A 26,152-nucleotide genomic window follows, 5' to 3' on the forward strand; every position below is an offset into this window, starting at 1 on the left:
GGGCTTGCAGGGTCTTGACTGAGAAGTTTTGTCAGTCAACCAGCCAAATATCCGCAATCTGCTCAAACATAGGCTGAGTTCACCCAATCATTCAGCTCAATGCGCCCAAATTCAAACGCCGAGCCGTTAGTTGGTTCAGGTGGCTCCATCAGGCAAGAACGCTAGCAGGACGTTCCACAATTAACATAATCATAATGCCCTGCTTTCTCCGCAAATAATTCACTGATTTAAAGTTCGTTAAATAGTTTGAGTACCGGGATGAGAGCGTGTAGAGTCAGAATTAAACAAAATTAGACGATCGCTCTGTAACTCCTTTTGATTTGTCTCTGCAATTTGAATATTCCCAAAGTTCTGCTTGATTTAACGCATTTTTTGCCTCAAGGTCATTCAGCCTCGATCCTGAAACAAAACTTCTTTGTTTTTAATTTTCCTTGATTTGAAATGACGCGATCGTTTGTCTGAATTGCCCTAACTGGATTGCCCTAACTGGATTGCCCTAACTAAAGGTTGAGGCAGGCTGTTCAATCCGTTGGGGAGCGACCCCCAATTCTGTCAGGATTTCCTGAGCAGCTTGTTCGGCCGTTTCACAGGCTCCATTCATATAGCCCTGAGAACCGATCGAACAATGTTCCCCAGCAAACCAGATGTTGCCCACCCGCTCAATTTCCGCTCCCCCAAATTTTGTCCATTGTCCAGGCAGATAACAGGCATAGGATCCTAATGCATAGGGATGGGAAGCCCAAATGGCTCGGAGGGGAGCACCCCGATCGGTCTGGCTGATGGCTGGAAAAATCACGTCCAGGTCATTGAGAAAAGCCTGAGCCAAATGCTCTGGATCCCTGGTTCCCAGCTTTAATCCCCCCCGGCCCCTCGTAAATCCGTCAACCAGCCTCCGGGGCCTTCAGAGTAGCGGGCACTTTCCCAGGTATTTTGAAACTCCATATCCGTATAGATAGAGATAGTAGACCCATAGCGAGTCCGCCAGATCCGTTCCTGGAAAGGGATAGCTAGCTTACTGCTGGTGCCATAACCCAATTCAGCAATCGCCGCTCGCTTCACTGGAGGCAAATCGATCGCCAGTTCAACCTGACGAAGCAGGGTAAACGGAACCGTTAGAACAATTCGATCGTAAATTCGCTCTGTGCTGGTGCTGCCACTACGAAGGCTGACTTGATAGCGATCGATTGCGGTTTGGCGAATTGACTCCAGAGCAGTATGGGTTTCAATGGCTGAATCGAGACGTTCTGCCAAACGCTGGGGAATCAACTCGTTACCGCCAACGACGTGATATCGTTCATCACTGATGCCGTAGGTGCTCCACTGTCCGGCTTCTGCCCCAATCAAAAACAGCAGATTCAAGCAGGATTGGGCATCTGCATCCAGTCCATATTCGGTGATATAGGCAACCCGCACTAACTGTTCAACGATGGGATGAACGGGAGTCAGGGAAAGATATTCTGCCAGAGATAGGCGATCGAGCTGGGCAGCCGCAGGATTGGAATCTCGATAGGTCAAGTTCCATTGGCTGAGGCGTTCAATATCTTTAGCAATTCGGTGGGCTAAGGGTGTAAATTCAACTGCCACCCAGCGATGGTCAATTTTTCGTCCCTGGAAGTAGAGGATTTCTGACTCTAAGCCCTCATCAGCCGCCCGCAGATCTGCCATTTCTAACCCCAGTTCCGCCGCCAGCGATCGAACCGCTGTGTGATGGGTGTCAATAAACTCTCCGCCCAGTTCTGCCACTCCTGGATTCTCAGCAGGCTTGGTGACACTCCGCAACCGGCCACCCACCCGCGGACTGGCTTCAATCACATCGACTGCAACTCCAGCCTGACTCAGCCGATACGCTGCGGTTAATCCTGCAATCCCTGCCCCTACGATCAATACCTTCGAGTCTGTGCCGCGATCGAATCCTGTGACGTTCCTTTGTCCTGAACCTGAAACCGAAACGACACCCGCCGCAGGCTTGAACGGATTCAGAGTTGCAACACTGGCTAGCCCCATTCCTCCTAAAACCTGTCGGCGCGACACAATCCTTTGCCCGAAAGGAGCACCATATCCTGCCCCATATCGCTCCACAGCTTCATCCAGGGAGCACTGAGTCGCCGCTGAAAGAGACACGATACGATAGGCACGGCGCAATAAATTCGTGAGAGTCTGTTTAGCCATATGGGTGATTAGCCACGAAGAGGAAGCGGGTTCATGCCTTGGTTTGTCAAAATTGAAAAGGGAATTGTTGATAAGTCCACATTTGATCAGTTTGTGCCTGCCCACCAAGCCTATGTTAAACGCCTGATTGCCGAGGGGCGTGAGGCTAAAACGGGTTACTGGGGCGAGTTCGGCGGCGGTATGCTGCTGTTTAAAGCGGCAAACCTGGAGGAAGCAAAGGCGATCGTTGTCCAGGATCCTTTGATTCAAAACGGCTGTGTAGACTATCAACTGCACGAATGGTGCATTGTCGTTGAGTAAAGGAGAAAACAAGATGGGCGACAGCAGCGACGGCTACAAAATCATTGCTGATAATCGTCAGGCAAGATTTCAGTACGAAATTCTGGAAACCTACGAGGCGGGCATCGAGCTAAGAGGGACAGAGGTGAAATCCATCCGTCAGGGAAAGGTTAACCTGCGGGATGGCTATGCCCTGATTCGCAATGAAGAGGCCTGGCTCCACAATGTTCATATTTCCCCCCACGACACGGCCGGACAAATTTTTAACCACGACCCCCGCCGCACCCGCAAACTCCTGCTCCATGCCCAGGAAATTCGCAAGCTGATTGGCCAGGTTGAGCAAAAAGGACTCACTTTGATTCCACTCAAACTTTTCCTGAAGCGAGGTTGGGTCAAAGTAACGATCGGGCTGGCACGCGGGAAGAAGCTCCACGATAAACGGGAAGACCTGAAGCGGAAGCAGGCGAACCGTGAAATTGAGCGAGCTATGAAGAATTACTAGCCCGATCGATCGGGTTAAAAACGCAAATTTGTTACGAAATGTTGCAGAGGACTGCCTGTTCATGTTATGTTTCTTTACATAACGATCTTGGGGTCATCCTAAAAGCATTGCACAGCAAAGGGGTTTAGCTGTTGTAAAGGATGTTCCGTAGGTATCGGGTTATCTCCTCCCAACACAGCGAGTCTAGTCAGCCCCTTCTTGAGGCTGACTTTTCTTTAGCCTTTTAGTCTTTAGGTTTTAGTCTTTAGCGTTTTGGGAGATCTGAGACACGATTGCTCCAGGGATTGCTCCAGGGATAGTTCCAGCCAGGTGCAAATGCTGGGTCAGGCATCCCGGCAACGAATGCCAGCTTCTTGCCAGCTTCTTCCCGATCGCCCCCATGCCCATTTGAAAGGATGGTTAGAAGATAGATAAAACAAAATCTTTAACGTGAAATCTTTGACCAAACCTGGCCGTAGACTCAACCGCGTGATAAGTTAGTGAATGGCGCAGATATACAGATGCTTCAGCCCTACAGTTTCACTCACACATTTTCCGTTTCAGTGTCGAATGCTTCCGTGAAAAAAGTTGACAGGCTCATTGGGCGATTGCGTCAGTTCTCTCCTTCTCAAGGTACAGTGTTGAGTCGAGAGGGTTGTGTAGCATTTATATGTACGTTTATTAAGTTGTATTCTCAGAGTTGGTTGACGATTCGCCGTGCTTACTATGGATTTTTGAGTGAGCTTTCCATTATCCTTGACCAGCATTTAATCCACCGTTTTGAAACGTTTTGTTTTTGAGCCTCTGGAGGTATCTTTTCATGTCCATCCGTCTGTACGTAGGCAATCTGCCTAAGGAATTGGAACGTCAGGAATTGGAAGCCGTCTTTTCTGAATTTGATGAGAGTGTTTCCACTAAAGTCATCACCGATCGTAGAACGGGCAAGTGTCGGGGATTTGGGTTTGTCACCGTTAAAAACGATGAACAGGCTGACCAATTGATCGAAAAGTTCAACGGCTACATGTTCAAAGACAGTCCTTTGAAGATTGAAAAGGCCCTGCCCCGTGCCAAAGGGAAGGGTGAAGAGGGAGCGGAACAGACTGCTTCATCCAATGCGGGGAGCAGCCCTTCCAGCAGTCGTCGGAACAATAAGAGCAAGTCTCGGAAGTCTTCTGGCGGTGGCGGTGATTCAGATGCCGTTCAACCCGATCCTCGTTGGGCTCAGGATCTAGAGAAGTTAAAGCAACTTCTAGCCACTCAAACGGCCAATTCCTAGTGTCACCCGCTTAGAGAGGGATGGTTTGAAAACTGTCCTTTCGTGCTTCCTTGCACCTACCCATGAGGTACTTAATGATTGCTGTCGTGAAGTATCCCTGTTGTAGGTGCTTTGTGTTTGCTGGGTACGTTGCAGCGAATTCCCTAGCCTGATACCGATTCAAATCGTTTGCACGGCAGATAGATTGCCTGTAGGAGCGTACTGCTGTGCGCCCTGACCGAGACGTGCAATTTCTGCCGATCAAATTGGTATGAAAAAGTAGGGTGGGCATTGCCTACCCAAACGCGGTCGCTTTGTCCGTTGAAGCATTGGGGAAGATGGCCACTCTACGAAATTCTATTCATTTTGCATTGCCTGTTGCCGGGTAATTCAATTACCATTTCTAACGCAAAATGGCTTCTAGCAAGGGTTCAGCACCATAGCGAATTGCATCTGTACAGGGCAGTCCGGTTTCTAACTGGGCCTGTTCGATCGCCTGTTGAGCTTCCAGGTCATTGAGATGAAAGGTGTTCAGGGCGATGCCAACAACCTTAGTGGGCGCGAAGGAACCCCCGGCGGCGGCAACCATTTCATAGACCTGAATCGCTTTGGTGAGGGATGGAATAGGGACGTGGGAAAAATTATGGATGTGGGTTTGTCCAGCTCGATGGGACAGGATCAGGTGGGTAGGCTGAGAACCACGAATCAGGGGGAGCGTTGCCGTAGAAGCTGGATTCATCAGCGATCCCTGACCCTCGACATACAGGACATCGTGATCATAGCCATAGCGCATCAACACTTGCTCCACTGCACCAGCAGCAAAATCAATTCGCACAGCATCCAGGGGAATTCCATCATGCCCCAGCATTAGAGCCGTCTGCCCGGTGGCTAAAAAGCGCGATCGCAAGCCTCGCTTCAGCGTGGCGTAATGCAGTTCCAGCCCGGTAGACATCTTGCCAATGCTCATGTCTGTGCCCACGCAGAGCACTCGCAAACAGGGTAGCGATCGGGCCATGCCGCTGCCCACCGTCAGTCCAGCCGGTTCCTGACGAATATCCCAGATCCACTGGTTGGGTTTTTGATTCTGGTTCAGTAAATTCTGAAGCTCCGGATCGGCTCCCATGGGCGTATGCAGGCCATTCATTACCGACAGACCCGATGCCACGGACTGTTTAATTTCCTGCCACCATGCCTCCGGTAAGCCCCCCCCAGAGGGGGCAATGCCGATCGCCAATACATCGGGCTGATAGGACAGAGCATCGACCACAGAAGCTACAATCGGCACATCTCGCTGAATTCCGGTGAGTTTGGGGAGGGATTGCCCGGCACAGTCCTGATCGATCACGGCAACGATCGGATTCTCACCATAGCGCAACAGCGAAATTCCAGTTTTCCCCTTCGAGCTTTGGGTTCCTTCGTGAAGCAAAATAGCAAGGCGATCGGATGGCTGCAACATATAGTAATGAGATTCGGAACGAGCTTTCTCATCCTAATGTCAACCGACTTCACCCTACAATCGCTATCCCTGCTTTTCACACACCCATTTCCAGAGGGGATGGCTCTTGCCCTGCCGCCGGATCTGTAGTACTTGCTCCTCCAGACGTTGAACGTACTCTTGGGGCATTCCCCAGAGAATATTGCGACTTTGCCACACCAGAATGGCGATCGTCATGGCAATGCAGAGAATTAGCCCTAACGCAGGCAAGCGATTGTACACGATGGTGTAGCGAACTGCCGTCCAGGTAAAGTAATCCCGCCACAGGGCAAACTCCGATCGCAACGCCCAGAGGCTCATCGGCGCAACAAACACCCAGAGGGCCACCACAAACATCCATCGGCTATAAACCGTAAAGTGATGGAGCCGCTGAACCTGCTGTTGAAAAATTGGATCTTTGGCAATGGTTTCTGTACCCTGTGCCGTATCGAAGTTTGAAACCTCATCCGGACTGGCAGGATGAAAGTTGGGTTGATGGGGAGGGGGGTTCCGTCGATCGTCGAAGTCGGTCATGCCAATGGTTAAGAAAAACGGGAAATGAACGATATGGCAGGCAGGTCAGGTTAGGGGGATGCGGCAAAATAACCTACCCGTTAGGAGCACACTGCTGTGCGCCCTGACAGCCGATTTTTTCAAAAATTGGGATGCCATTGGATTGCAGATCCCTAAGTTGATTAGGTTAATGGATCAGATTGCTACTCCAGGGTAACTGTTCTTAAAGTAACTGTTCTTAAAGTAACCGGTCTTTCCCAGAGTAGCTGTTCTTTCAGGGGAGTGATATCATCCCAAGCAAAGTTTATTGAACAGTGGTGCAGTCCGGTCTACTATCTTAGTACAATTGCACCAGTCTCCCAGGGAAGCAGCATGAGCATTGAGCAAACAGATCAACTAATTCGACTGGTTTTAAATTCACTACTGCTCGTTCTGATCTGCGTTGCAGTGGTAAATGGATTGCTCATGCGGCAGACTGCTTTTGCCAATCGTCTGCGGCAGACCCAAAAAGAGTATCTGGAATTGCTGGATGGAGGACTGTTCAGAAACGATCGCCGGATGCAGCTTAAGGGTCAGCTTCGACAGTTGCGGTATCACTATCGTGTGGCCCATGCCAGCCTGCTCACCGCCCACTACGCCCTCTTGCTATGTATGACCAGTACGGTGGTGGTGGCGTTCAGGATGCTGCTTCCATCCAACTGGCTCATTTACGCAGCCCTGGTTTTGTTTGTGCTGGGGACGATCGTACTGCTGTTCAGTATCGGACTGACCCTACTGGATGTCTACGCCACCAATCATTCCCTGGGAGAAGAAATTACCTGGATACTTCGCCTGGGAGCGATCGAAACTGGCTCTAGCCGCATTTCAGCCAAACCTACTTCACCCCAGAATGGATCATTGCCTTTGGCAGGTCATAGACCATCACGGCAACGGCAGCGGGTTCACCGTCAACTCAACCGAACTGCGAATTAGCCCGCGGCAGTGCTAAGGAAGGGGAATCTCGATCGGCTCAAATTGTCCCGTGCCGAACTGAATTTGCCCATCATCAATGGCGACTAGCTCCATCCGAATCCCAGCAGTATAGGCATCGTCGGCTGCAACGGCTTGAATTTCCAGCGCACCCCGATATTCTCGAATCTGGTCGATGAACTCGAGCGCCGTTTCCCGACGATTATCCGTAATTTCGATCGAATCAGCAAAAATTCCGGCTTGCCGGGCCCGAAATTGTGCAGCGGCAATCAACAATAGGATCCGTTCAGCCAATTCCTGATCGGTCATCGTTGTGGCATCAATCACCGTAGCGGTTACCACATCTCCCCGCTCAAACACTAACTGGTTAGGAGCCGTCGAAAAATACACGTTAATACAGGCATCTCCCGCCAGCAGACACGGTTCTCCAACAACGTAGTTTCCCGCCGCTTGCACCCGAATGACGTAATCCCGCCCGTCACCAATCTGGTTGATCACCTGCTCCACTTCTGCATTAGTAATTTGGATCACCTGCTCGTCCAGCTCTCCGGCCCCGGCAAGACCCGTTGAATCGCTACCCGGTTGGCTTGCTGCAATAACCGTTCAACCGCTTGAGGCGCAGCATTGGGATTGACAATTCGCACGACTCCAGAGGCCAGGGTTTGGTTGCGCAGCAGGGCGACATTCCCCTGCCGGAGAGCCTGAAATTCTCGCTCCAGGACTTGGATCTCTTGCGTCAGAAACACATACTGGTTTTCCAACTGGCGCAACTCTTCCTCGCGCTGCAAAATTGCCTGATCTCGCGCGGCAATTTCTAGATCGCGGGCGGCAATTTGTTCCCTCACTTCATCTCGCTGCCGGATCAGTTCCTGGCGATCGGACTGAAGCTGTTCAATTTCAGAGCGCAGGGTCAGGGCCTGGGTTGAAATGGTCGCCAGGAGGGATTGGGCTTGCTGGAATCGTCCCTGGACTTGCTGAAGCTGTTCCTGGGTATTCCCTAGCTCTGCCTCCGTTTCCGCCTGGCGAGTAATTGACTCCTGCAACGACTCATTAATATCCTCCAGCCGCTCCTGGGCAGTCATTTGTTCCTGGCGGGCACTGGCTAGCTCATCCTCAATTTCTTCTTTTTCAGAAGCAATTTGATCCAATTCCTGACGGGCATCGGACAGATCTCGCTGAATATTTTCCAGTTCAAATACACCCGTTCGCAGTTGATCGCTCACCAAAAACAGTAGGGCGAACGTAGAGGCAGAAATAACCGTTCCTGTGAGAATGGTAATCAGAGTTGCCGTCTGGCGAGGCCGCAGGTTAAACAAACTCAGGCGAGCTTTACCCACGCGCATGCCAATGCGATCGCCCGCAGTGGCAATCACCCCTCCTAACACCAAAATCGCTGCAATCAAGACCAGCCCAGTGGTCATCGTCAGTTATAAAAAGTCCAGTTCCAGCCTACTATCAGCAACCCGATTTGCGCCATTCGTAATTGACTTTCTGCTGGGTTTTTAGCACATTCGCTAAAACAGTAGCCCCAGGTTCAATCAACCGCTAAAATTCAAATCTTGTCCCTGCTTACCTATTCTCGCTGATCGACAGGTGATTTAAATTGCCCCTGTAAGCAGGCAAACCACGGCAGCCAAAAACTGCAACCCTGCATCCTTTCTCTTTTATCTTGCATCTTTTCCTCCTTGAACGTTCCTCCTTCATCCTTACCCATGAAACTCCTCTGCCTCAGTAACGGCCACGGCGAAGACACGATCGCCCTTCGCATTCTTCAAGCCCTCCAAACTCAATCCGCCCAAGAGATCGAGATTGCAGCCCTACCGATCGTGGGAGCGGGTCATGCCTATGTAAATCAGGGCATCCCGTTAGCTGGCCCAGCCAAACCCATGCCCTCTGGCGGCTTTATCTATATGGATCGCCAGCAATTATTGAGAGATCTCAAAGGGGGGCTGCTTTCCCTGACGCGGGCACAACTGCAAACGGTGCGATCGCGGCCAGAGCAGGTTGGAGCATATTAGCTGTCGGCGACATTGTGCCGCTGTTGTTTGCCTGGTGGAGTGGGGCAACCTATGCCTTTGTGGGAACGGCAAAATCAGAATATTACCTGCGGGATGAACGGGGGCAACTGCCTCGGCAATCCTGGTTTGACCGCATGGAAGGTTGGTCGGGGTCGGATTACCTGCCCTGGGAACGCTGGTTGATGCGGCATCGACGGTGCAAGGCCGTATTTCCAAGGGATCAGCTCACGGCCAGTACGCTGAAGCGATGGCACATTCCAGCCATCAGTATGGGAAATCCGATGATGGATGGGCTTGACCCAACGGGGATTGATTTCAATCTGGCGGCCGATCGGGCGACTGCTGAAGAAAGGGAACGACCGCTGACGTTTGTGCTGCTGCCCGGTTCCCGCCCACCCGAAGCCTATCGGAATTGGCAATTACTGTTCCAGGCAGTGTCGGCCTTGGTGGCGGCCTTTGCTAACAAACAACGGCTGCTGTTTTTGGGTGCGATCGCTCCGGGGCTGGATCTGGCTCCCTTCCAGCAAGATTTGAAAGCTTCTGGATGGTGGACTGCTCCGCAAACCGCAACAGAGCCAACCTTTCAGACCTTTCACCAGCTTGAGGCTACCCTGATTCTGACGCAACACGCCTTCAGCGATTGTTTACATCAAGCAGATTTTGCGATCGCCATGGCTGGAACGGCCACGGAACAGTTTGTCGGATTGGGTAAACCTGCCATTACCTTACCGGGACAGGGCCCCCAGTTCACAGCTAAATTTGCTGAAGCTCAAACTCGCCTCTTAGGCCCCTCGGTCACGCTAGTAGAACATCCACCGGCCGTTGTGGCAGCCGTTCAGTCCTTATTAAACGACCCCGATCGTCTTCAGGAGATTGCTGAAAATGGCCACAGACGGATGGGGGAAGCGGGTGCTGCTCGCCGAATTGCGGAACAGTTGCGATTGATATTTGGATAATCGATATTTGGATGAGGGTCTTTGACTGTGCGGGCAAGATGCCCACCCCACAAGAATTTCAGCACATCCCGGTCAGGGTGCACAGCAGTGCGCCCCTACAGGCAATCTATCTGCCGTGCAAACGATTTGAATCGGTATAACTTTGCATCCTAAGTTGCACGGTAAGTAGTTGTCATGGTGAATAATTGTCACGGTAAATACTTTTGCACAACGATCCAACCCGTTAGAGAGACGATCGCAAATCCGACAAACAGCACGATGTTCGTACCAATGTGGAGCCATCGGGCCCAGAGACGTTGTGGGCTGATTTGAGCAGCACTCCAGGCAGACAGCAGCGTTAAATCAACCACCACTAATCCCGCAGGCAGATGAACTGAATGCCCCAAATTGCCGTAGTGACCGATCGTGCCCACCAGCCCGATCCCCAGCAACAGCAGCACCAGAACGACCATCGTACTGCCGATAACATAGTGAAACGGTCGAAGCCATTTGGGACGGGGTTGACTGGATTGACGGGCAACAAACATCCAACCACCTGTAATCGCCAGAAGAAAATAGGCTGCGATCGATAGACCCATTGACCAGGCTGCAATTCGCCAGAGCCATAGAAAAGAAGGAAGGTTCACAGAGCCAATGCAGATAAAGGGAGCATTTTGCCTAGTTTAAGCTTCTTTAGGAACCACCAGCAAAGTTGAATGACTGGTTGAATGATTAAAAGGGTACTGATCGACTCCAGGAGTGCTCACAGCTAGAGTTTTACCTTGGACGGAACGAAAGATCCGCTGGTTCAAATCCAGTCATCCTGATTTTTTACCCCATGTAATAATTAATCAGCGGGTTTGAGAGTTAATTTCACTTTTCCCACAGAAGCCTTATGTCTGGCAGCTTTGGGGCTTTAAGATATGGAGGAAAGCGCAGGACACGGGGAATGCATCTCCTTGGCTGAGACAGGATAAATGGGATGAGGTTTATGGGAACAAGGTTAGTACCTTTGATTTCAGAGCGGGAAATTGCGGCTGCGGTGAAGCGGTTGGCGCAGCAAATTGATCGAGACTATACCGATCGCTCTCCCATTGTGGTTGGGGTTTTGAAGGGGTCGTTTGTGTTTTTATCGGACTTGATTCGGCAGATGCAAACACCGATTTGCTGTATTGAGCTACTGCGGTTGTCCAGCTATGGTTCAGAAACCACTAGTTCTGGAACCGTCAAAGTGCTAATGGGTCTCTCGGAGGGGGCATTGGCGAACAAGGATGTGATTTTGGTGGAAGACATTGTGGACACGGGGTTATCTACTACGACGGCCCTGGAACTGTTGCAGGAGCAGGAGCCTGCTTCTCTGACGCTTTGTAGTTTGTTGGATAAACCCGATCGCCGCCGGATGCCAGTGGAGATCGATTATTTGGGGATTACGATTCCCGATCGATATATTGTGGGATATGGATTAGATATGGATGAACAATATCGCCAGCTTCCGGCAATTTATGCCGTGGAGGCAGAAGGATGAAGGGATGGATTCCAGATCAGGACGTGCTGAACCAGACAAGTATCGAACTTGACATATCAGACGATCGAGTCAACATACTCTGGGATGGATAGTCATTAACCTGTACAAAAACGGCTGTTATCAGTCGATCGCCAACCCTGTTTAAGCCCCCTAGCCCATCAAAAAAGGGGAACCGAACCCAAAAAGGTTTGAAGTCCCCCTTCTCATGGGAAATTTCGAGGAATTTTGCGATGCACAGGTGGTGCGAACGAATACAGGGAGGTGTTGCCGTAAATGTCAATTCATTTCGGTCTACCGATCGATCGACTGATTATTGCTGAGTCGGCTATTTAAGTGGAGTAAAAGAATTAATGCATCCGTTGATGATGGGTTCGTTGAGTTGGGTTACGTATCAACAGCGTCTTCAAGAGGGAAACGCGATCGTTTTAATTCCGTGTGGTGCATTGGAACAACATGGGCCCCATTTGCCCCTGGGAACAGATGCATTATTGAGTACGTCAGTCGCGCAAGCTGTTGCAGAACAGATCAATGGTCTTGTCGCGCCGACCTTTAGCTATGGTTATAAATCTCAACCAAAGTCAGGCGGAGGGCAGAGTTTTCCGGGTACAACGAGTTTGGATGGCAGCAGTTTAATTCACCTAATGCGGGATGTGGTCAGGGAACTGGCGCGTCAGGGTGTGACGCAGATTGGGGTGGTGAATGGTCACTATGAAAATCAGTGGTTTCTCACCGAAGGAATTGAGCTGGCAATCCGCGAGATGGGAAACGATTCTGGCTTGCGGGTGATGCGACTGGAGTATTGGGATTTTCTCACCCAGGACATTTTGGACAAAGTATTTCCTGATGGGTTTCCGGGTTTTGCCCTAGAACACGCAGCGGTGATTGAAACTTCCCTGATGATTCACTATCATCCCAACTTGGTTCACCTGAATTTGATCCCAGACATTCCGCCTACCGATTTCCCGCCCTACGATCTGTTCCCCCAGTGTCCAGAATGGGTTCATCCATCTGGCGTTCTGTCTTCTGCAAAATCTGCCAGTGCTGAAAAGGGAAAACTGATGGCAGAGCATATTACGACGGGAATTGCTGCTGCTATTCAGCAAGCGTTTCCGCCCATTAGTCCATCCGATCGTTCGTTTTCCATCTTCAGTCATCCATCGCAGCGTTCTTCTCAATCAACTTGTTGATCGGCTTAACAGATCATCTTCATGGATGAGATGAGATACTTTCCGATCGTCGGGACTATAAACTGCTAGATTCAGTTTGAATTCAGTTTAGATTCAGCTATCAGTCTCATTTTCAATCCTGAATCGATCGCCCAGATCTGATCAATCGCAGACTCTATTTCATCCTTTCGTCATCTTTTTATCCTCCTCATGTAATCAAATGTCAGATCCAGATATCCCCCCCATTCAACCGATTAGCGGCACCATTCTGCCTCGCTATGCCGGAGCTTCCACCTTTGCTCGATTGCCCGAACTGCGAGATGTCTCTCACTGCGATGTGGCGATCGTCGGCATTCCATTTGACGCAGGCACTAGCTTTCGTCCAGGGGCACGGTTTGGGCCACAGGCGATTCGTCAGGCTTCCCGCAATCTCCGCACCCAGTATCATCCAGCCTATGATGTAGAACCGTTCAGGGTGCAGCAAGTTGCTGATGCGGGAGATATGGCTTGCAATCCGTTTCATATTAATGAGGCGATTCGTCAGATTGAAACGGCGGCAACAGAACTACTGGAACAGGTTGGGGCGATCGTCAGTTTGGGGGGAGATCATACCATTGCCTATCCCCTGCTGAAGGCGATCAATCAACGCTATGGGCCCGTTGCCCTCGTCCATTTCGATGCACACCTGGATACCTGGGATACCTACTTTGGCGCACCCTACACCCACGGCACCCCCTTTCGGCGAGCGGCAGAGGAAGGACTGTTTCTGGAGTCTGCCTCCATGCACGTGGGGATTGGGGCCCCCTTTACAGCCGTCAGGATTTCACGAGGGATGCCGAACTGGGATTTCGGATTGTGCATTGTGATGAGTTTGAGACGATCGGGATTGCAGGCGTAGTGGAACGGATTCGAGAACGGGTTGGGGATTGCCCGCTGTATTTGTCGATCGATGTGGATGTGCTGGATCCGGCCCATGCCCCCGGAACGGGAACGCCTGAACTGGCAGGAATGACCAGTCGGGAACTACTGGGGGTGTTGCGGGGGTTGGCGGGATTGTCCTTGATTTCAGCGGATGTGGTGGAGGTGGCTCCAGCCTATGACCATGCAGAAATTACATCATTGGCGGCGGCGACGGTGGCCTATGAGTTGATTAATTTACTGGCGTTGAGTCCTAAGCTGAAGGGATAGCTGTAAGGGCACACAGCAGTGCGCCCCTGCTGGGTTATCATCTTTCCGCACATCCCTAAGGGGAAGTTGGGAGGGGTTAAATGGGTAGCACTAAAAGGTGAAATCGGGTTTAGAGGCTACCGCATGGTGCGATATTCAGTGCTGATGGACATGAATACAGCGGGATCGGGTGCCGGTAAGAGGGGACTCCAGCTTTCAATGCGGCGGAAGTTCTTGAGATAGAGATCGTGAATCGTGGCACGAACCACTTCTTTAGAACCAAAGATGATAATCCGAACACGCTCTCGTCCAGCACTCGGATCAGCATCATCTCCAAAGGCAGGACGATCGAACAGGTTGAAATCACCTGTCATAGGAATTCTCCTTGTATGGGTTAGGGATTGTGGAATCAGAAGAAACCCACCAACCCGGTTGTCCCCCACATTCGACCACCGCAAAGCCAGGGATAGGAGGTGTTCAACAAAAGCGTTAAACTAATCCAAGCCCGACGGACAGCCACGGTCGTCTGTGGGGTTAGAGGTATGTTGTAGTAGGCGCTACTTCATACCTCGCCAGGTTGCTGGGGCCAGGCTACTGCGACACGCATTGATCACGCATAGATGTAGCCATAAATTAAGACATTACCAGATCGATCGCCCCAGTCAAGTGTTCTGTTGTACAAATTTACTGGAGTTGAGCGTCGGGAGCCAGGAGTCGGGAGGCGGGAGGCGGAAGAACCGGAAAAGAAAGAAAGCGATCGCTGTTTCAGATTAAGACAGTGAGACTTGAGATGAGTGTCTGGCTTTGATTCGGAGAGTTGGACGATCGGTGAATTCAAGGGTTCATGCTGAATCAACGAGAGCGGCGATGATCGGTTATTACGGAATTTTGCTCCGCACAGCACAACTTGTTTGACATTCCTTCTATCTCTGGGTAGATTATCATTGTTAAGGGCATAATCGAAAATTCACTAGAGTTTTTGAGAGTCAAAACCCCTGACGGGATTCTCGGATAGGGGATTAGGTCAACTCCTATTGAGGCAATATTTAGTTTTAGTAGAAAATTTTTTAGTCGGAAATACAGTTAATTGCTGATCAGAGAAATACGGTATTTTTAAGTTCCGTTAAGTTTACTTAATCCGACTGAAATTAATAGCCATAAACGTTAAATTAGCACCTGTCTACATGAAGTCTTAACTATCCTGTAAGTAAAGCTCTAGTGGCTGGCTTGACCTCCACTAGCCCCATCTCCGCACAACCCCTGACCTTTTCAGCTTGTGAGCAACGGAACTATTTGTGCACGACAAGAAATCCTTTAACGGGTCAAACTTCCTTCGGAATGCGGGAGAGACAGGCTCTCTCATACAGGCGTTTAACTGGTCAAATACGCCCCTGGGGCCCATAGAACAGTGGCCTCAGAATCTCAGGGTATCCCTGCAAATTTTGCTCTCCTCCAGATTTCCGATGCAGATTTTATGGGGAGCGGAGTATATTCAGTTTTATAACGATGCCTATATTCCCATTGCCGGAGACAAACACCCCACGGGTTTGGGGCAGCGAGCAGCAGAGTGCTGGCAGGAAGTATGGGATTTTTCAGGGCCATTACTCGATCGCGTCATGGCAACGGGGGAAGCCACCTGGTCTGAAGATCAACCCCTGATCCTCCATCGCAACGGTCGGCCAGATGAGGGATATTTTACGTTTTCCTATACGCCGATCTGGAATGAATCGGGAGAGGTTGCAGGCATTTTTATTGCGGTCAATGAAACCACTCAAAAAATTCTGGGACAGCGGCGAGAACAGGCTTTACGGGCAGAAGCTCAGGCGGCTACAGCGAATTTAGAAAATGTTTTGTTCAGCATCAGCGATGAGTTTATGATGTTTGACTCCAACTGGTGCTTTACCTACATCAACGATCGCGCCGTTACCGCCCTGGAGAAAACGCGCCAGGAATTGATCGGGCAATCAATCTGGGAGATCTATCCAGGGGCGATTGGTACGCCCTTCTACAAGGGACTTCAGCAAGCCGTCAACACTCAGCAAGCCACCAGTTTCGAGTATTTTTGTCCCGGAGAAGGACGCTGGTTGGAAAACCGGGTCTATCCTTTTGATCAGGGCGTATCGCTGCTACGAGTTGATATTACGCCACGCAAGCAGATTGAAATGGCCTTGCAGAACAGCGAGCAACGGTTGCAGTTGGCCTTGCAGGGAGCAGACTGTGGCACCTGGGACTATGACCTGATCAGCCAGACCCTGACCTGGTCAAACCGATGCAGAAGTATGTTTGGTATCGATCCAGCGGTTGAGATGAGCTACGCTGTCTTTTCCCAGGCGATTCATCCTGACGATCGAGAACGGGTTCATCAAGCGGTTGAAGCGGCAATCACGCAGGGGCAAGAGTACGACGTAGAGATGCGAACCCTGTGGCCCAATGGCACGGTGCGCTGGGTGCGATCGATGGGGCGGGTTTATTGTACTGAAGCGGGTGCCCCCTACCGGATGGCTGGCGTTGCTTTCGATATTTCTAACCTGAAGCAAACGGAAATGGCCCTGCGCGAAAGTGAGGAACGCTATCGGGTACTGGCGGAAGTCATGCCCCACATGGTCTGGATGGCCGATCGCACGGGTGTACAGTTCTGGAACCAACGCTGGTATGACTACATCGGTGTTCAGAAAGATGACCCGAACGTTGAATTGATGGGGTTAGGCTCAACTCAGTTTGTCCATCCTGATGATCAGGAACAGACGCTAGCATGCTGGCAGCAAGCCCTGGAAACGGGGGAAGGATTTCAAGCTGAACAGCGGATTCGTCGCCATGATGGAGTCTATCGCTGGTTTTTGAATCGTGGATTACCCGTTCAAGACAGCAGTGGTCGGGTCACTCGTTGGGTGGGTACTGTCACCGATATTGATGATCAGAAGCAGTTGGAAACCGAACGGGCCCGGCTGTTGGAACAGGAACGGGTGGCACGGGAAGCCGCAGAAAATGCTAATCGGATCAAAGATGAGTTTCTGGCGGTGTTATCCCACGAGTTGCGATCGCCCCTCAATCCCATTCTGGGCTGGGCCAAACTGCTCCAGATGGGGAAACTGGATGCCGCCAGAACTGCCTATGCCCTGGAAACGATCGAGCGGAATGCCAAACTTCAGGCGCAACTGATTGACGACCTGCTGGATGTCTCGCGGATTTTGCGAGGTAAGCTGGTTCTGGATCATCATCCCCTCTCGCTGGTCAGCGTGATTCAGGATGCCCTGGAGACAGTTCGATCCATCAGTGAAGCGAAGGGAATTCGGGTGCAAACCCGGTTTGATCCAGCCCCATTGCAAATGGTAGGGGATGTCAATCGGCTCAAACAGGTGGTCTGGAATTTACTGTCGAATGCAGTCAAGTTTACGCCCCAGGGGGGACAGGTCACGGTTCGGTTGGACTATGGAGAAGACTTTGCCCAAATTCAGGTCAGCGATACAGGGAAAGGGATTCATGCAGATTTTCTCCCCTATGTGTTCGATCGGTTTCGTCAGGCAGACAGCACAACGACACGGGTTTTTGGCGGGTTAGGACTGGGGTTGGCGATCGCCCATCAAATCGTTGAGATGCACGGGGGCACGATTCAGGCGGATAGTGCTGGGGAAGGGCAGGGAGCCACCTTTACCGTCCGGTTTCCCTTAATTTTTGATCCCGTCGAGTCGCCGCTGCCGGACAGTTCAGCGCAGCTCTCTACCGATCTGAAAGGGATTCATGTCTTGGTAGTTGAGGATGATGCAGACAGCCGCGATTTAATTGCCATTATGCTTGAACAATTTGGCGCAACGGTGACGAGCGTATCCTCAGCCGCGGCTGCGATGACTGCCCTGTCTCAGAGCAAACCTGATATTCTTGTCAGTGATATTGGCATGAGTGAAATGGATGGCTATATGCTGATGCAGCAAGTGCGGGAAGTCACCAATACTAGCCAGATTCCGGCGATCGCCCTGACCTCTTACACGAGCGAAGCCGATCAACAGAAAGCCCTCTCCGTGGGATTTCAACGGCATCTGTCCAAACCTTTGGAGCCAACCCAGCTAGTCGAGGCGATTTCAGCATTGGTGCAGTCCCATCCTAAAGCTGAATAAGGAGCTGAGAATAAAAGGCAATCGCTAACCCCTATGCAGCCACTCCGGATTTATGACATTGATGGCACGATTACCGTTTCAGGTCATGACTTGTGGTATCTGGTGACGCGATCGCTGTCTGCTGATCCGGATTCCTTCGATCGAGCCGTTGCAGCCTGGAAAGCAGATTTAAAGCGGGGAGCCTGTCCCTATGAATCATCCAGGTCGATGATGCAAAAAGGAATTGATTGGATTGAGCAAATTTACGATAAACGACATATTAAAAACCGTGCCAGGGAATTGGCTCATGCCATTATTCAGAACAACAATTACTATCCAGATGCAATTCAACACATCACAGCTTCGATCGAGGCAGGCTTTCAAGTGGTATTCTCAACGACGAATTATCACGAAGGAGCTGAGGCGGTTTTAGAGATACTCGTTGAACATCACCTGATGAAAGCCCACTATATCGATCGAATCATCTGTTCCGGTTCGATGATTGACTGGAAAACGCGATCGATTCTCCATTTCAATATGGCAGAAGATAAAATCGCTGGTATTTCCAGGATATTATCTATTCCAATCGCCGAACTGCCAAAACACACGGATTCAGCCTATGGTGATGATCCAGCCGGAAATGACTCAGGAATTTTGTCGTTGGGCAAAAGAGCCTTTGTGATTGCAAACCCCAAAAATTTGGAGGTGGCTCTCCCAGAGACAATAATCCGGACATCCTGGGAAGATATTCTGAGGCATCATTTCTAGCAACCGCAAGTGCTGACTTAGTTCTTTACAGTAGCGAATTCAGACAATGAACATCCGATCGATCGCAGAAAACGATATAGAAAAAATTACCGAAATCTATAATTGGTATATCCTGAATACGCCAATCACATTTGAGGTAGAAGCCATTCATGCTCTAGAAATGAAGCAGCGGGTTCAGGAGAAGCTTCAGAAGTATGATTGGTTGGTGGCAGAAGTCAACCAGGAGATTGTTGGGTATGCCTACTATGGCGCATTTCATCCTCGATCGGCGTATAGTCACACAGTAGAATCAACAATTTACCTGAAACAAGACCAGATCAGGAAAGGGTTTGGTCAGCTTTTGTATCGTGAATTAATTCGATCGGCAACCGAAAAAGGATTTAGAGAACTCATTGCATTGATTGCATTACCGAATCAGGGAAGCATCACCTTACATCAAAAGCTCGGATTTTCAGAAAGTGGCGTTCTGAAGAAAGTAGGATTCAAATTTGAACAATATATTGATGTGGGAATTTGGCAAAAGTCGCTGCTGTGATTTGTATCAATGATTTGTATCAATTTCTCCCACCCGGTTCTCAACTAGAATTAACGCAACTGATTGTAAAGAATGGGAATGTAGAATAAGGTTCAGAATGGTGGGCATACTTTAGGCAACAATATACAGGGTCGTAGGTGCTACGGTCATGACAAAACGGCAATTCTTTTCCCTCGAACAGGATTTCCCAGAAGGCTGGGAAAATACGCCAGAGCCTGTCAAACGGTGGGTGGAATCTCTGATTGCCGATCTGTTAACCGAAAATGAGAGCCAATGGATTCGGCGCGAACTGGAGCGGCAAATCAGTGAAAATACGCCCTCCGAAAATGAATCCCGCTACCTCCAGGTGATTCAGTCCCAAACAGACTTAATTTTGCGATCGCTGCCTGATACCACCATTACCTTTGCCAACCGTGCCCTCTGTCTGGCCCTGGGACGTACCCTGGATGAAGTGGTTGGGATGCAATGGAGTCGTTTTGTCCCGCTGGAAGAGCTAGAAACGGTTCACCAGAAGATTGCTGCCCTGACTCCAGAAGCCCCAACTTTTGAGAATGTCAATCAGGACTACCGGGCAGAGGGTCAGATTGGCTGGACTCAGTGGATTAGTTTGGGTATTTTTGACTCCCAGGGGCAATTGGTTGAAATCCAGTCCGTTGGGCGAGATATTACTGCACTCAAAGAGAAAATTCTGCGGGAACAGGCCCTCAATCGCGTCCTGCAAGCCATCCGCAACTCCCTGGAACTGGATACCATTTTTGCCACTGCGACAGCCGAAACGGCTCAACTCTTCGGGAAAATGGACTGTTATGTCGTGAGATATCTGCCAGAGCTGAGTCTTTGGCGGTATGTTGCAGAATTTCACCACCATCCCGATACCCCCTCCAGGATTGGGTTTGAGATTTCTGATCTCAACAATTCCCTGACTGACCAATTGAAGCAGTTTCAGCAGGTCAGGATTGCAGATACATCCCAGATTAATGATTCAGCGAATCGAGAAGTTGCCCAGACGATACCCGGAGCCTGGTTGCTGATTCCGTTAGTGGTTGAAGAAACGCTGTGGGGTTGCTTTGGCGTGGCTACCTCCCAAAGCCCCTTTACCTGGACTGAGAATCAGGTGGAGTTAGCGCAATTTGTTGCCGATCAGCTGGCGATCGCCATTCAGCAAGCCAATCTTTATCGCCAGGTACAACTGGAACTGGAGGAGCGTTGTCGGGTGGAAGTTGCACTGCGAGAAAGCGAAGCCCGATTTCAGAATATGGCAGCCAATGTGCCGGGCGCAATTTTTCGTTATCTGCTCCGCCCAGATGGGACAGATGGTGTGCTGTACATGAGTCCGGGCTGTTCTCGCCTGTGGGAAGTCAATGCTGAGGCTGTGGTGGCAGATGCCAGCATTCTTTGGCAAATGATCCATCCAGAGGATCTTCCCGCCATGTATGAATCGGTGATGGAGTCAGCGCGAACCCTACAACCCTGGGCCTATGTCTGGCGGATTAGAACCCCATCAGGGCAGGAGAAATGGCTGGAAGCAGCAGGGAGACCGATTCAACAACCTAACGGTGATGTCCTCTGGGATACGTTGATTCTGGATGTCAGCGATCGCAAACAGGCAGAAGCGTCCATGCGCGAGAGTGAAATGCGCTATCGGTTACTCGCCGAAAATATGAACGACCTGGTGTGTCTGCACGACTTACGGGGACGATATCTCTATGTCAGTCCATCCTGCGAAACGCTCCTGGGCTATCGCTATGAAGAAATGCTGGGACAGGATCCCTACAGTTTCTTCCATCCTGACGATTGCGATCGGATTCGCCAGGAATCCCACATTACAGCAATCAGCGGCAAACCCGTACCGATCACCTATCGAATGCGGCAAAAGTCGGGGAATTACATCTGGTTTGAAACCCTGACGCGACCGATTCTAGATGCCGCCGGAGAAGTGATTCAACTGCAAACCACATCGCGGGATGTCACGGAGCGGGTTCGAGTCCAACAACAGCTTAAGCATGATGCCCTGCACGATTCCCTGACCGGATTGCCCAATCGCCATCTCCTCATGGAACGGTTGGAATTAGCCATCCATCGCGCCCATCGCCTGGACGGGTATCACTTCGCAGTTTTATTTCTGGATCTCGATCGCTTCAAGGTGGTTAACGATAGCCTGGGGCATTTAGCCGGAGATCAGTTGCTGATTGCGATCGCCCACAAGCTGAGATCTATTCTCCGTAGCGTCGATCTGGCGGCCCGTTGGGGCGGTGATGAGTTTGTGATTCTGCTGGAAGAAGTAGACATTCAGGAAGCAGTTCGGCCACAGAACGGATTTTTGCCGCCCTCCAAACGCCATTGATGCTGGAAGGGCGAGAGGTTTATACGACTTGCAGTATTGGTGTCGTGTTGGGTTCCAGAGACTATACTCAAGCTGCCCATCTGTTGCGAAATGCGGATATTGCCATGTATCGAGCCAAGAATCAGGGCAAGGCACGGTACGAGATCTTCGGTGCGGAAATGCATACTCAGGCCCTACGTCGTCTGCATTTAGAAAATGACCTGCGCCGCGCCATTGAACATCAAGAATTTATCCTCCACTATCAACCGATCGTGATGCTGGACACCGGAAATCTGGTAGGGTTTGAAGCCCTGATCCGCTGGCAGCAACCGACTCAGGGGCTAAAATATCCAGGAGACTTCATTTCAGTCGCTGAAGAAACTGGACTAATCACGCCGTTAGATTATTGGGGACTGTGGACTGCTTGTCATCAGATTGTGGCATGGCAGACGGATTTTCCTGAGTATGCGAATTTGAAGATCAGCGTGAATCTTTCAGCGCAGGATTTACGACAGTCTGATCTCCTGGCAGAAGTCGATCGAATTCTGTCTGACACGCGCTTACCCGGACGGTATTTATCCTTAGAAATCACGGAAAGTATGCTGATCGAAGATATTGAATTTACCATTGATTTACTCAGACAGTTGCAAGAACGAGAGATTCAAATTAGCATTGATGACTTTGGCACGGGTTATTCATCTTTAAATTATCTCCACCGTTTACCCGTTGATTATCTCAAAGTCGATCGCTCTTTCGTTCAGCAAATTCAAGAGGATACTCGCAAACATCAAATTGTCGAAACCATTGCTGCCCTGAGTCAACAGCTAGAACTCGATGCGATCGCGGAGGGCATTGAAACCCCACAACAGCTAGAACGGTTGCGTGCTCTGGGCTACCAGTTGGGGCAGGGTTATCTGTTCTCGCAGGCGTTGAGTCGGGAGGCGGTGGAAATGGGTTTGAAGCATCGGGAATGGGCGATCGAGGAGCAGTAAGCGGGAGCGATCGGAAGAGGCAGATGTTTCATTCTTTTTAATTCTTTAAAACTCAGATGGGATTCAGCCGCTCTGAGATACCGTAAATGTATCTTCGTATAGTGCCCTGGTTGACTGACAAATCTTTTTTGTAGGTTGGGTTGAGCATAGCGAAACCCAACAGGTTCAGTGATTTGCGTTGGGTTTCGTCCCTCAACCCAACCTACGAATTTTCAGGGTTTCAGGAGTTTTGTCAGTCAACCAGGCATAGTGCCTCACCTATCCCTCAGTGGAGAAATGCCATGATGAGCCAATTACCCAACAGTATTTCCCGTCCCGCCTGGCGGCAACTGATCGAGTGGATTGCTGATCCGATCGAATTTCAGAGCCGATACAGACGTATGTATGGAGATGTTTTTACCGTGCGGCTGGGCCGACTGGGATCTTTTGTGCTTATCGGCAGTCCGCAGGTCATTCAGGAAATCTTCCACCAGGATGCCAAATTTATGGTTGGGCGCGGCAATGCTCTGGCAGGACCGCTACTGGGTCAAAATTCTCTATTGCTCATGGATGGCGATCGTCACCGACGAGAACGAAAGTTGCTCATGCCTTCTTTTCATGGAGAAAGACTGCAAACCTACGCCAACCAAATCGGTCAGATTACAGAACAGGTGGCCAGCCAGTGGCAAATCGGTCAACCGTTTGTCGCTCGCACCACCATGCAGCAGATTAGCCTGGAGGTGATTTTACAGATTGTGTTTGGCTTGAGTGAAGGGGAACGGTATCACCAACTGAAATCGCTCCTGGTGGATTGGACGAATATGACGGATTCTCCCCTGCGCTCCAGTATGCTGTTCTTTCCGGTGCTGCAACGGGATTTGGGAACCTGGACTCCCTGGGGACGGATGAAGCAGCGACAGCGACAAATTCATGATTTGCTGCAAGCAGAAATTGTGGAGCGCAAAGCCAAGGGGCAGGCAGAAAAAACCGATATCTTGAGCCTGATGATGGCCGCACGGGATGAACAGGGGCAAGCGATGACCGATGCCGAATTGCGGGATGAACTGCTAACGCTCCTATTTGCCGGACATGAAACCTCTGCAACCACTCTTGCCTGGGCGTTTTATCAAATTCATAATCAGCCAGAGGTTTTGGCAAAATTGCTCCAGGAGTTGGACAGTTTAGGGGAATTACCCCCCATCAAAATCGCTCAATTGCCTTACCTGACCGCCGTTTGCCAGGAGACGCTGCGGATGTATCCTGTGATTCCCGCCATTTTCCCCCGCATTACCCAGTCACCGATGAAAATTGCCGCATACCAATTTGATGCTGAAACGGTTTTACTGCCCTCGATCTATCTTGTCCATTACCGGGAAGATTTGTATCCCGATGCTCACCAATTTCAGCCAGAACGGTTCCTGACGCGGCAATACTCGCCTTCTGAGTATTTACCGTTTGGGGGTGGCAATCGCCGCTGCCTGGGGTACGCCTTAGCTCAGTTAGAAATCAAGCTGGTTCTGGCGACCATTTTATCCCGGTATCAACTGGCCTTAGCCGAGAATCAAACCGTTAAACTCCAACGTCGGGGATTTACGCTGGCTCCAAGTGGCGGAGTGCGGATGGTTGTGCAAGCGAAACGAAGCCGGCCGCTGCTCAACCCGCTTACACGAAATCTGTAACTTCAGGCACGCCACGACTGACTTTTCTCCCCAGAAAAACCGCTCCAAACCCCGTCAGGTACATCAACAAGCTATAAACAGCGGCAGGCACAGCCATATCTGCATCATTGAGCAAACCTGCGGTGATGGCGATCGCCAGGGTTCCATTTTGAATACCCACTTCAATGGCAAGACAGATCTGTTGCGGCAAAGGTAACTGAAACAGCTTGCCTGCCCCAAATCCGGTCAGCATTGCCAGGAGGTTGAGTAAGAGGACACCCATTCCTACCTGCACCAGGAATTGGGGAAGCTGACTCCCTTCGCGCAGCAGCAACAGTCCAATAATTAACCCCAGCAGACCGATCGCCAGACGACTCATCTGCTTTTCCAGGCGACGGGCGGTAGTGGGAAACTGCCGCCGAATCAGCATGCCGATCGCAATGGGCAACAGCGTAATCAGAAAAATTTGCAGCATGGTCTGACCGATGGGCAGGGAAATGGCCGCGGTTTGTCCCAGAAAATGCTGAAGGGCTAGATTGCTAATAATCGGAATCGTAAAGATAGTGATGATGCTGTTGATGGCGGTCAGGGTGACGGATAGAGCCACATCGCCCCTGGCCAGATAGGTCATAAGATTGGAGGAAGGGCCACCCGGACAAACTGCCAGCACGATTAAACCAACGGCGATCGCAGGCTGCATGGGAACGATCAGGGTAATGAGGGCCCCAATCAACGGTAAGAGCAAGACTTGACAGAGGATCCCCACTGTTACTGCTTTGGGATAGCGAGTGATTCGCTGAAAGTCTTGGGGAACCAAACTTAACCCCATTCCCAGCATGACAATGGCCAGGGCTAAGGGGAGCAAAACGGCGGTAAATAGGTTGCTCTGCATCGGTGGTAAAGATGGATAACGGGAGGAAATCTACAGGAATGTTTGCCATTCAACAGGCAGTCCTGAGACATTATAAGGGGATAGTCAAGTGAGTTCAGTCGATTGACTTGTCTCATATCTTGCAGCTTTCCCAATCCCCCGCCCTCGAATCAATTCGGGGCTAATTGCTGAAGTCCGTTTAAACGGACTAAAACCCTTGGCAGAGAAGGCTTTCAACCCATTTCAATGGGTTTGAGCCATTAGCCCGCAATTCATTGCAGGGCGGGTGGGAGAACCCGGTGCAAGATCTAAATTGTGCTATCGCATGACTCGATATTCGGTGCTGATAGACATGAACACAGTGGGATCGGGAGTCGGTAAGAGGGGACTCCAGCTTTCGATGCGGCGGAAGTTTTTCAGATAAAGATCGTGAATGGTGGCACGAACCACTTCTTTAGAACCAAAGATGATAATCCGAACACGCTCTCGTCCTGCACTCGGATCAGCATCATCTCCAAAGGCAGGACGATCGAACAGGTTGAAATCACCTGTCATAGGAATTCTCCTTGTATGGGTTAGGGATTGTGGAATCAGAAGAAACCCACCAACCCGGTTTTCCCCCACATTCGACCATCGCAAAGCCAGGGATAGGAGGTGTTCAACAAAAGCGTTAAACTAATCCAAGCCCGACGGACAGCTACGGTCGTCTGTGGGGTTAGAGGTATGTTGTAGCTCGCGACTACTTCATACCTCGCCAGGTTGTTGGGGGCCAGGCTACTGCGACACGCATTGATCACGCACTATGTAGCCATAAATTAAGACATTACCAGATCGATCGCCCCAGTCAAGTGTTCTGTTGTACAAATTTACTGGAGTCGGGAGTCGGGAGAATAGGGAAAGAGTAGGAGCGATCGCAGTCCTCAGTGAAGTTGCTACACTGCTTAAAAGCGATATTTCAAAAACGATATTTGCTGCAACTAACCC

24 protein-coding genes and 2 pseudogenes are annotated in these 26,152 nt (G+C 50.5%); 14 read left to right on the top strand and 12 right to left on the bottom strand.

All coding sequences use genetic code 11. The annotated features are described in order from the left end of the window. Nucleotides 1-496: 496 nt before the first annotated feature. Both ACM1PF_RS14335 and ACM1PF_RS14340 read right to left on the bottom strand, forming a co-directional pair. Nucleotides 497-889, bottom strand: coding sequence for a flavin monoamine oxidase family protein (locus ACM1PF_RS14335; RefSeq protein ID WP_416676648.1), 393 nt, complete (start codon nucleotides 887-889; stop codon nucleotides 497-499). Beyond that, on the bottom strand, nucleotides 853-2,169 hold the full coding sequence (locus ACM1PF_RS14340; protein WP_416675650.1) for a flavin monoamine oxidase family protein: 1,317 nt from the start codon (nucleotides 2,167-2,169) through the stop codon (nucleotides 853-855). The genes ACM1PF_RS14335 and ACM1PF_RS14340 overlap by 37 nt, the downstream gene beginning before the upstream one ends. A 33-nt stretch (nucleotides 2,170-2,202) precedes the next feature. On the opposite strand from ACM1PF_RS14340, the gene ACM1PF_RS14345 reads away from it, so the two are divergent. The 3 genes from ACM1PF_RS14345 (at nucleotide 2,203) to ACM1PF_RS14355 (ending at nucleotide 4,205) form a co-directional block, all read left to right on the top strand. Further along, on the top strand, nucleotides 2,203-2,469 hold the full coding sequence (locus ACM1PF_RS14345) for a YciI family protein (RefSeq protein ID WP_416675653.1): 267 nt from the start codon (nucleotides 2,203-2,205) through the stop codon (nucleotides 2,467-2,469). Nucleotides 2,470-2,482: 13 nt separating this feature from the next. After that, a complete protein-coding gene (smpB, locus tag ACM1PF_RS14350) occupies nucleotides 2,483-2,950 on the top strand; it encodes an SsrA-binding protein SmpB (RefSeq protein ID WP_416675654.1) in 468 nt (155 codons plus the stop codon). A gap of 799 nt (nucleotides 2,951-3,749) precedes the next feature. Continuing rightward, nucleotides 3,750-4,205 carry an RNA recognition motif domain-containing protein gene (locus tag ACM1PF_RS14355; protein WP_416675656.1) on the top strand — a complete coding sequence of 152 codons (456 nt, stop codon included), beginning with the start codon at nucleotides 3,750-3,752 and terminating at the stop codon, nucleotides 4,203-4,205. A 382-nt stretch (nucleotides 4,206-4,587) separates the two neighbouring features. Here the strand turns inward: ACM1PF_RS14355 and ACM1PF_RS14360 are convergent, their stop codons facing one another. Together ACM1PF_RS14360 and ACM1PF_RS14365 are read right to left on the bottom strand one after the other, a co-directional pair. Next, nucleotides 4,588-5,640: a DUF1611 domain-containing protein gene (locus ACM1PF_RS14360; RefSeq protein ID WP_416675658.1), complete on the bottom strand. Its 1,053-nt coding sequence runs from the start codon at nucleotides 5,638-5,640 to the stop codon at nucleotides 4,588-4,590. Nucleotides 5,641-5,703: 63 nt separating this feature from the next. Next, on the bottom strand, nucleotides 5,704-6,192 hold the full coding sequence (locus ACM1PF_RS14365) for a hypothetical protein (protein ID WP_416675661.1): 489 nt from the start codon (nucleotides 6,190-6,192) through the stop codon (nucleotides 5,704-5,706). Nucleotides 6,193-6,543: 351 nt separating this feature from the next. Here ACM1PF_RS14365 and ACM1PF_RS14370 point away from each other — a divergent pair, with 351 nt between their 5' ends. Then, complete coding sequence (locus ACM1PF_RS14370) at nucleotides 6,544-7,143, top strand: DUF2721 domain-containing protein (protein ID WP_416675664.1); 600 nt, start codon at nucleotides 6,544-6,546, stop codon at nucleotides 7,141-7,143. A gap of 12 nt (nucleotides 7,144-7,155) precedes the next feature. Here the strand turns inward: ACM1PF_RS14370 and ACM1PF_RS14375 are convergent, their stop codons facing one another. From ACM1PF_RS14375 to ACM1PF_RS14385, 3 genes are all read right to left on the bottom strand, one after another. Beyond that, complete coding sequence (locus ACM1PF_RS14375) at nucleotides 7,156-7,671, bottom strand: hypothetical protein (RefSeq protein ID WP_416675667.1); 516 nt, start codon at nucleotides 7,669-7,671, stop codon at nucleotides 7,156-7,158. Beyond that, the gene (locus ACM1PF_RS14380; RefSeq protein WP_416675669.1) at nucleotides 7,668-8,561 is read right to left on the bottom strand and encodes a DUF3084 domain-containing protein; all 894 of its coding nucleotides are present in this window, start codon (nucleotides 8,559-8,561) and stop codon (nucleotides 7,668-7,670) included. Before ACM1PF_RS14380 ends, ACM1PF_RS14375 begins: the two co-directional genes overlap by 4 nt. Before the next feature lie 152 nt (nucleotides 8,562-8,713). Beyond that, complete coding sequence (locus ACM1PF_RS14385; protein ID WP_416675672.1) at nucleotides 8,714-8,854, bottom strand: hypothetical protein; 141 nt, start codon at nucleotides 8,852-8,854, stop codon at nucleotides 8,714-8,716. Here ACM1PF_RS14385 and ACM1PF_RS14390 point away from each other — a divergent pair. After that, a pseudogene (locus tag ACM1PF_RS14390) lies at nucleotides 8,853-10,114 on the top strand (lipid-A-disaccharide synthase-related protein). The gene ACM1PF_RS14385 and the pseudogene ACM1PF_RS14390 overlap by 2 nt on opposite strands. Nucleotides 10,115-10,302: 188 nt before the next feature. On the opposite strand, the gene ACM1PF_RS14395 reads toward ACM1PF_RS14390, so the two are convergent. Further along, a complete protein-coding gene (locus ACM1PF_RS14395) occupies nucleotides 10,303-10,740 on the bottom strand; it encodes a DUF4079 domain-containing protein (RefSeq protein WP_416675674.1) in 438 nt (145 codons plus the stop codon). Between the two features lie 365 nt (nucleotides 10,741-11,105). Between ACM1PF_RS14395 and hpt the strand changes: the two genes are divergently transcribed. From hpt to speB, 3 genes and pseudogenes are all read left to right on the top strand, one after another. Beyond that, nucleotides 11,106-11,618 carry a hypoxanthine phosphoribosyltransferase gene (hpt, locus tag ACM1PF_RS14400; protein WP_416675676.1) on the top strand — a complete coding sequence of 171 codons (513 nt, stop codon included), beginning with the start codon at nucleotides 11,106-11,108 and terminating at the stop codon, nucleotides 11,616-11,618. A gap of 350 nt (nucleotides 11,619-11,968) precedes the next feature. Further along, nucleotides 11,969-12,805, top strand: coding sequence for a creatininase (locus ACM1PF_RS14405; RefSeq protein ID WP_416675678.1), 837 nt, complete (start codon nucleotides 11,969-11,971; stop codon nucleotides 12,803-12,805). 199 nt (nucleotides 12,806-13,004) lie between these two features. Continuing rightward, nucleotides 13,005-13,972: pseudogene (speB, locus tag ACM1PF_RS14410) on the top strand (agmatinase). 116 nt (nucleotides 13,973-14,088) lie between these two features. Here the strand turns inward: speB and ACM1PF_RS14415 are convergent. Further along, on the bottom strand, nucleotides 14,089-14,325 hold the full coding sequence (locus ACM1PF_RS14415) for a hypothetical protein (RefSeq protein ID WP_416675681.1): 237 nt from the start codon (nucleotides 14,323-14,325) through the stop codon (nucleotides 14,089-14,091). A 236-nt stretch (nucleotides 14,326-14,561) separates the two neighbouring features. Then, the gene (locus ACM1PF_RS14420; RefSeq protein ID WP_416675684.1) at nucleotides 14,562-14,789 is read right to left on the bottom strand and encodes a hypothetical protein; all 228 of its coding nucleotides are present in this window, start codon (nucleotides 14,787-14,789) and stop codon (nucleotides 14,562-14,564) included. A 625-nt stretch (nucleotides 14,790-15,414) separates the two neighbouring features. Here ACM1PF_RS14420 and ACM1PF_RS14425 point away from each other — a divergent pair. The 6 genes from ACM1PF_RS14425 (at nucleotide 15,415) to ACM1PF_RS14450 (ending at nucleotide 24,318) form a co-directional block, all read left to right on the top strand. Beyond that, entirely contained in the window at nucleotides 15,415-18,063 is a 2,649-nt protein-coding gene (locus ACM1PF_RS14425) for a hybrid sensor histidine kinase/response regulator (protein ID WP_416675687.1), read from the top strand. A gap of 33 nt (nucleotides 18,064-18,096) precedes the next feature. Further along, nucleotides 18,097-18,810: a hypothetical protein gene (locus ACM1PF_RS14430; RefSeq protein WP_416675690.1), complete on the top strand. Its 714-nt coding sequence runs from the start codon at nucleotides 18,097-18,099 to the stop codon at nucleotides 18,808-18,810. A 46-nt stretch (nucleotides 18,811-18,856) separates the two neighbouring features. Continuing rightward, entirely contained in the window at nucleotides 18,857-19,345 is a 489-nt protein-coding gene (locus ACM1PF_RS14435; RefSeq protein ID WP_416675693.1) for a GNAT family N-acetyltransferase, read from the top strand. Nucleotides 19,346-19,493: 148 nt separating this feature from the next. Next, nucleotides 19,494-21,689 carry a PAS domain S-box protein gene (locus tag ACM1PF_RS14440; protein ID WP_416675696.1) on the top strand — a complete coding sequence of 732 codons (2,196 nt, stop codon included), beginning with the start codon at nucleotides 19,494-19,496 and terminating at the stop codon, nucleotides 21,687-21,689. Beyond that, on the top strand, nucleotides 21,689-22,660 hold the full coding sequence (locus ACM1PF_RS14445; RefSeq protein ID WP_416675698.1) for a putative bifunctional diguanylate cyclase/phosphodiesterase: 972 nt from the start codon (nucleotides 21,689-21,691) through the stop codon (nucleotides 22,658-22,660). Before ACM1PF_RS14440 ends, ACM1PF_RS14445 begins: the two co-directional genes overlap by 1 nt. A 281-nt stretch (nucleotides 22,661-22,941) precedes the next feature. Further along, nucleotides 22,942-24,318: a cytochrome P450 gene (locus ACM1PF_RS14450; protein WP_416675701.1), complete on the top strand. Its 1,377-nt coding sequence runs from the start codon at nucleotides 22,942-22,944 to the stop codon at nucleotides 24,316-24,318. Here the strand turns inward: ACM1PF_RS14450 and ACM1PF_RS14455 are convergent. Then, entirely contained in the window at nucleotides 24,302-25,189 is an 888-nt protein-coding gene (locus ACM1PF_RS14455) for a bile acid:sodium symporter family protein (RefSeq protein WP_416675703.1), read from the bottom strand. The genes ACM1PF_RS14450 and ACM1PF_RS14455 overlap by 17 nt on opposite strands. A gap of 297 nt (nucleotides 25,190-25,486) precedes the next feature. Beyond that, complete coding sequence (locus ACM1PF_RS14460; protein WP_416675705.1) at nucleotides 25,487-25,723, bottom strand: hypothetical protein; 237 nt, start codon at nucleotides 25,721-25,723, stop codon at nucleotides 25,487-25,489. Between the last annotated feature and the right edge of the window lie 429 nt (nucleotides 25,724-26,152).

The organism is Egbenema bharatensis FJBBOT/2019 (genome assembly GCF_048077055.1).
GTDB classification, from domain to species: Bacteria; Cyanobacteriota; Cyanobacteriia; order Elainellales; family Elainellaceae; genus Egbenema; species Egbenema bharatensis.

Bases quoted from the DNA above. Each gene is read 5' to 3' on its own strand.
- ACM1PF_RS14405 (WP_416675678.1), top strand. From the start codon at position 11,969: ATGCATCCGTTGATGATGGGTTCGTTGAGTTGGGTTACGTATCAACAG.
- ACM1PF_RS14435 (WP_416675693.1), top strand. From the start codon at position 18,857: ATGAACATCCGATCGATCGCAGAAAACGATATAGAAAAAATTACCGAA.
- ACM1PF_RS14450 (WP_416675701.1), top strand. From the start codon at position 22,942: ATGATGAGCCAATTACCCAACAGTATTTCCCGTCCCGCCTGGCGGCAA.
- ACM1PF_RS14360 (WP_416675658.1), bottom strand. From the start codon at position 5,640: ATGTTGCAGCCATCCGATCGCCTTGCTATTTTGCTTCACGAAGGAACC.
- ACM1PF_RS14385 (WP_416675672.1), bottom strand. From the start codon at position 8,854: ATGGGTAAGGATGAAGGAGGAACGTTCAAGGAGGAAAAGATGCAAGAT.
- ACM1PF_RS14445 (WP_416675698.1), top strand. From the start codon at position 21,689: ATGCTGGAAGGGCGAGAGGTTTATACGACTTGCAGTATTGGTGTCGTG.
- ACM1PF_RS14355 (WP_416675656.1), top strand. From the start codon at position 3,750: ATGTCCATCCGTCTGTACGTAGGCAATCTGCCTAAGGAATTGGAACGT.
- ACM1PF_RS14340 (WP_416675650.1), bottom strand. From the start codon at position 2,169: ATGGCTAAACAGACTCTCACGAATTTATTGCGCCGTGCCTATCGTATC.
- ACM1PF_RS14460 (WP_416675705.1), bottom strand. From the start codon at position 25,723: ATGACAGGTGATTTCAACCTGTTCGATCGTCCTGCCTTTGGAGATGAT.
- ACM1PF_RS14415 (WP_416675681.1), bottom strand. From the start codon at position 14,325: ATGACAGGTGATTTCAACCTGTTCGATCGTCCTGCCTTTGGAGATGAT.
- ACM1PF_RS14345 (WP_416675653.1), top strand. From the start codon at position 2,203: ATGCCTTGGTTTGTCAAAATTGAAAAGGGAATTGTTGATAAGTCCACA.
- ACM1PF_RS14455 (WP_416675703.1), bottom strand. From the start codon at position 25,189: ATGCAGAGCAACCTATTTACCGCCGTTTTGCTCCCCTTAGCCCTGGCC.
- smpB (WP_416675654.1), top strand. From the start codon at position 2,483: ATGGGCGACAGCAGCGACGGCTACAAAATCATTGCTGATAATCGTCAG.
- ACM1PF_RS14430 (WP_416675690.1), top strand. From the start codon at position 18,097: ATGCAGCCACTCCGGATTTATGACATTGATGGCACGATTACCGTTTCA.
- ACM1PF_RS14365 (WP_416675661.1), bottom strand. From the start codon at position 6,192: ATGACCGACTTCGACGATCGACGGAACCCCCCTCCCCATCAACCCAAC.
- ACM1PF_RS14440 (WP_416675696.1), top strand. From the start codon at position 19,494: ATGACAAAACGGCAATTCTTTTCCCTCGAACAGGATTTCCCAGAAGGC.
- ACM1PF_RS14380 (WP_416675669.1), bottom strand. From the start codon at position 8,561: ATGACCACTGGGCTGGTCTTGATTGCAGCGATTTTGGTGTTAGGAGGG.
- ACM1PF_RS14425 (WP_416675687.1), top strand. From the start codon at position 15,415: ATGCAGATTTTATGGGGAGCGGAGTATATTCAGTTTTATAACGATGCC.
- ACM1PF_RS14370 (WP_416675664.1), top strand. From the start codon at position 6,544: ATGAGCATTGAGCAAACAGATCAACTAATTCGACTGGTTTTAAATTCA.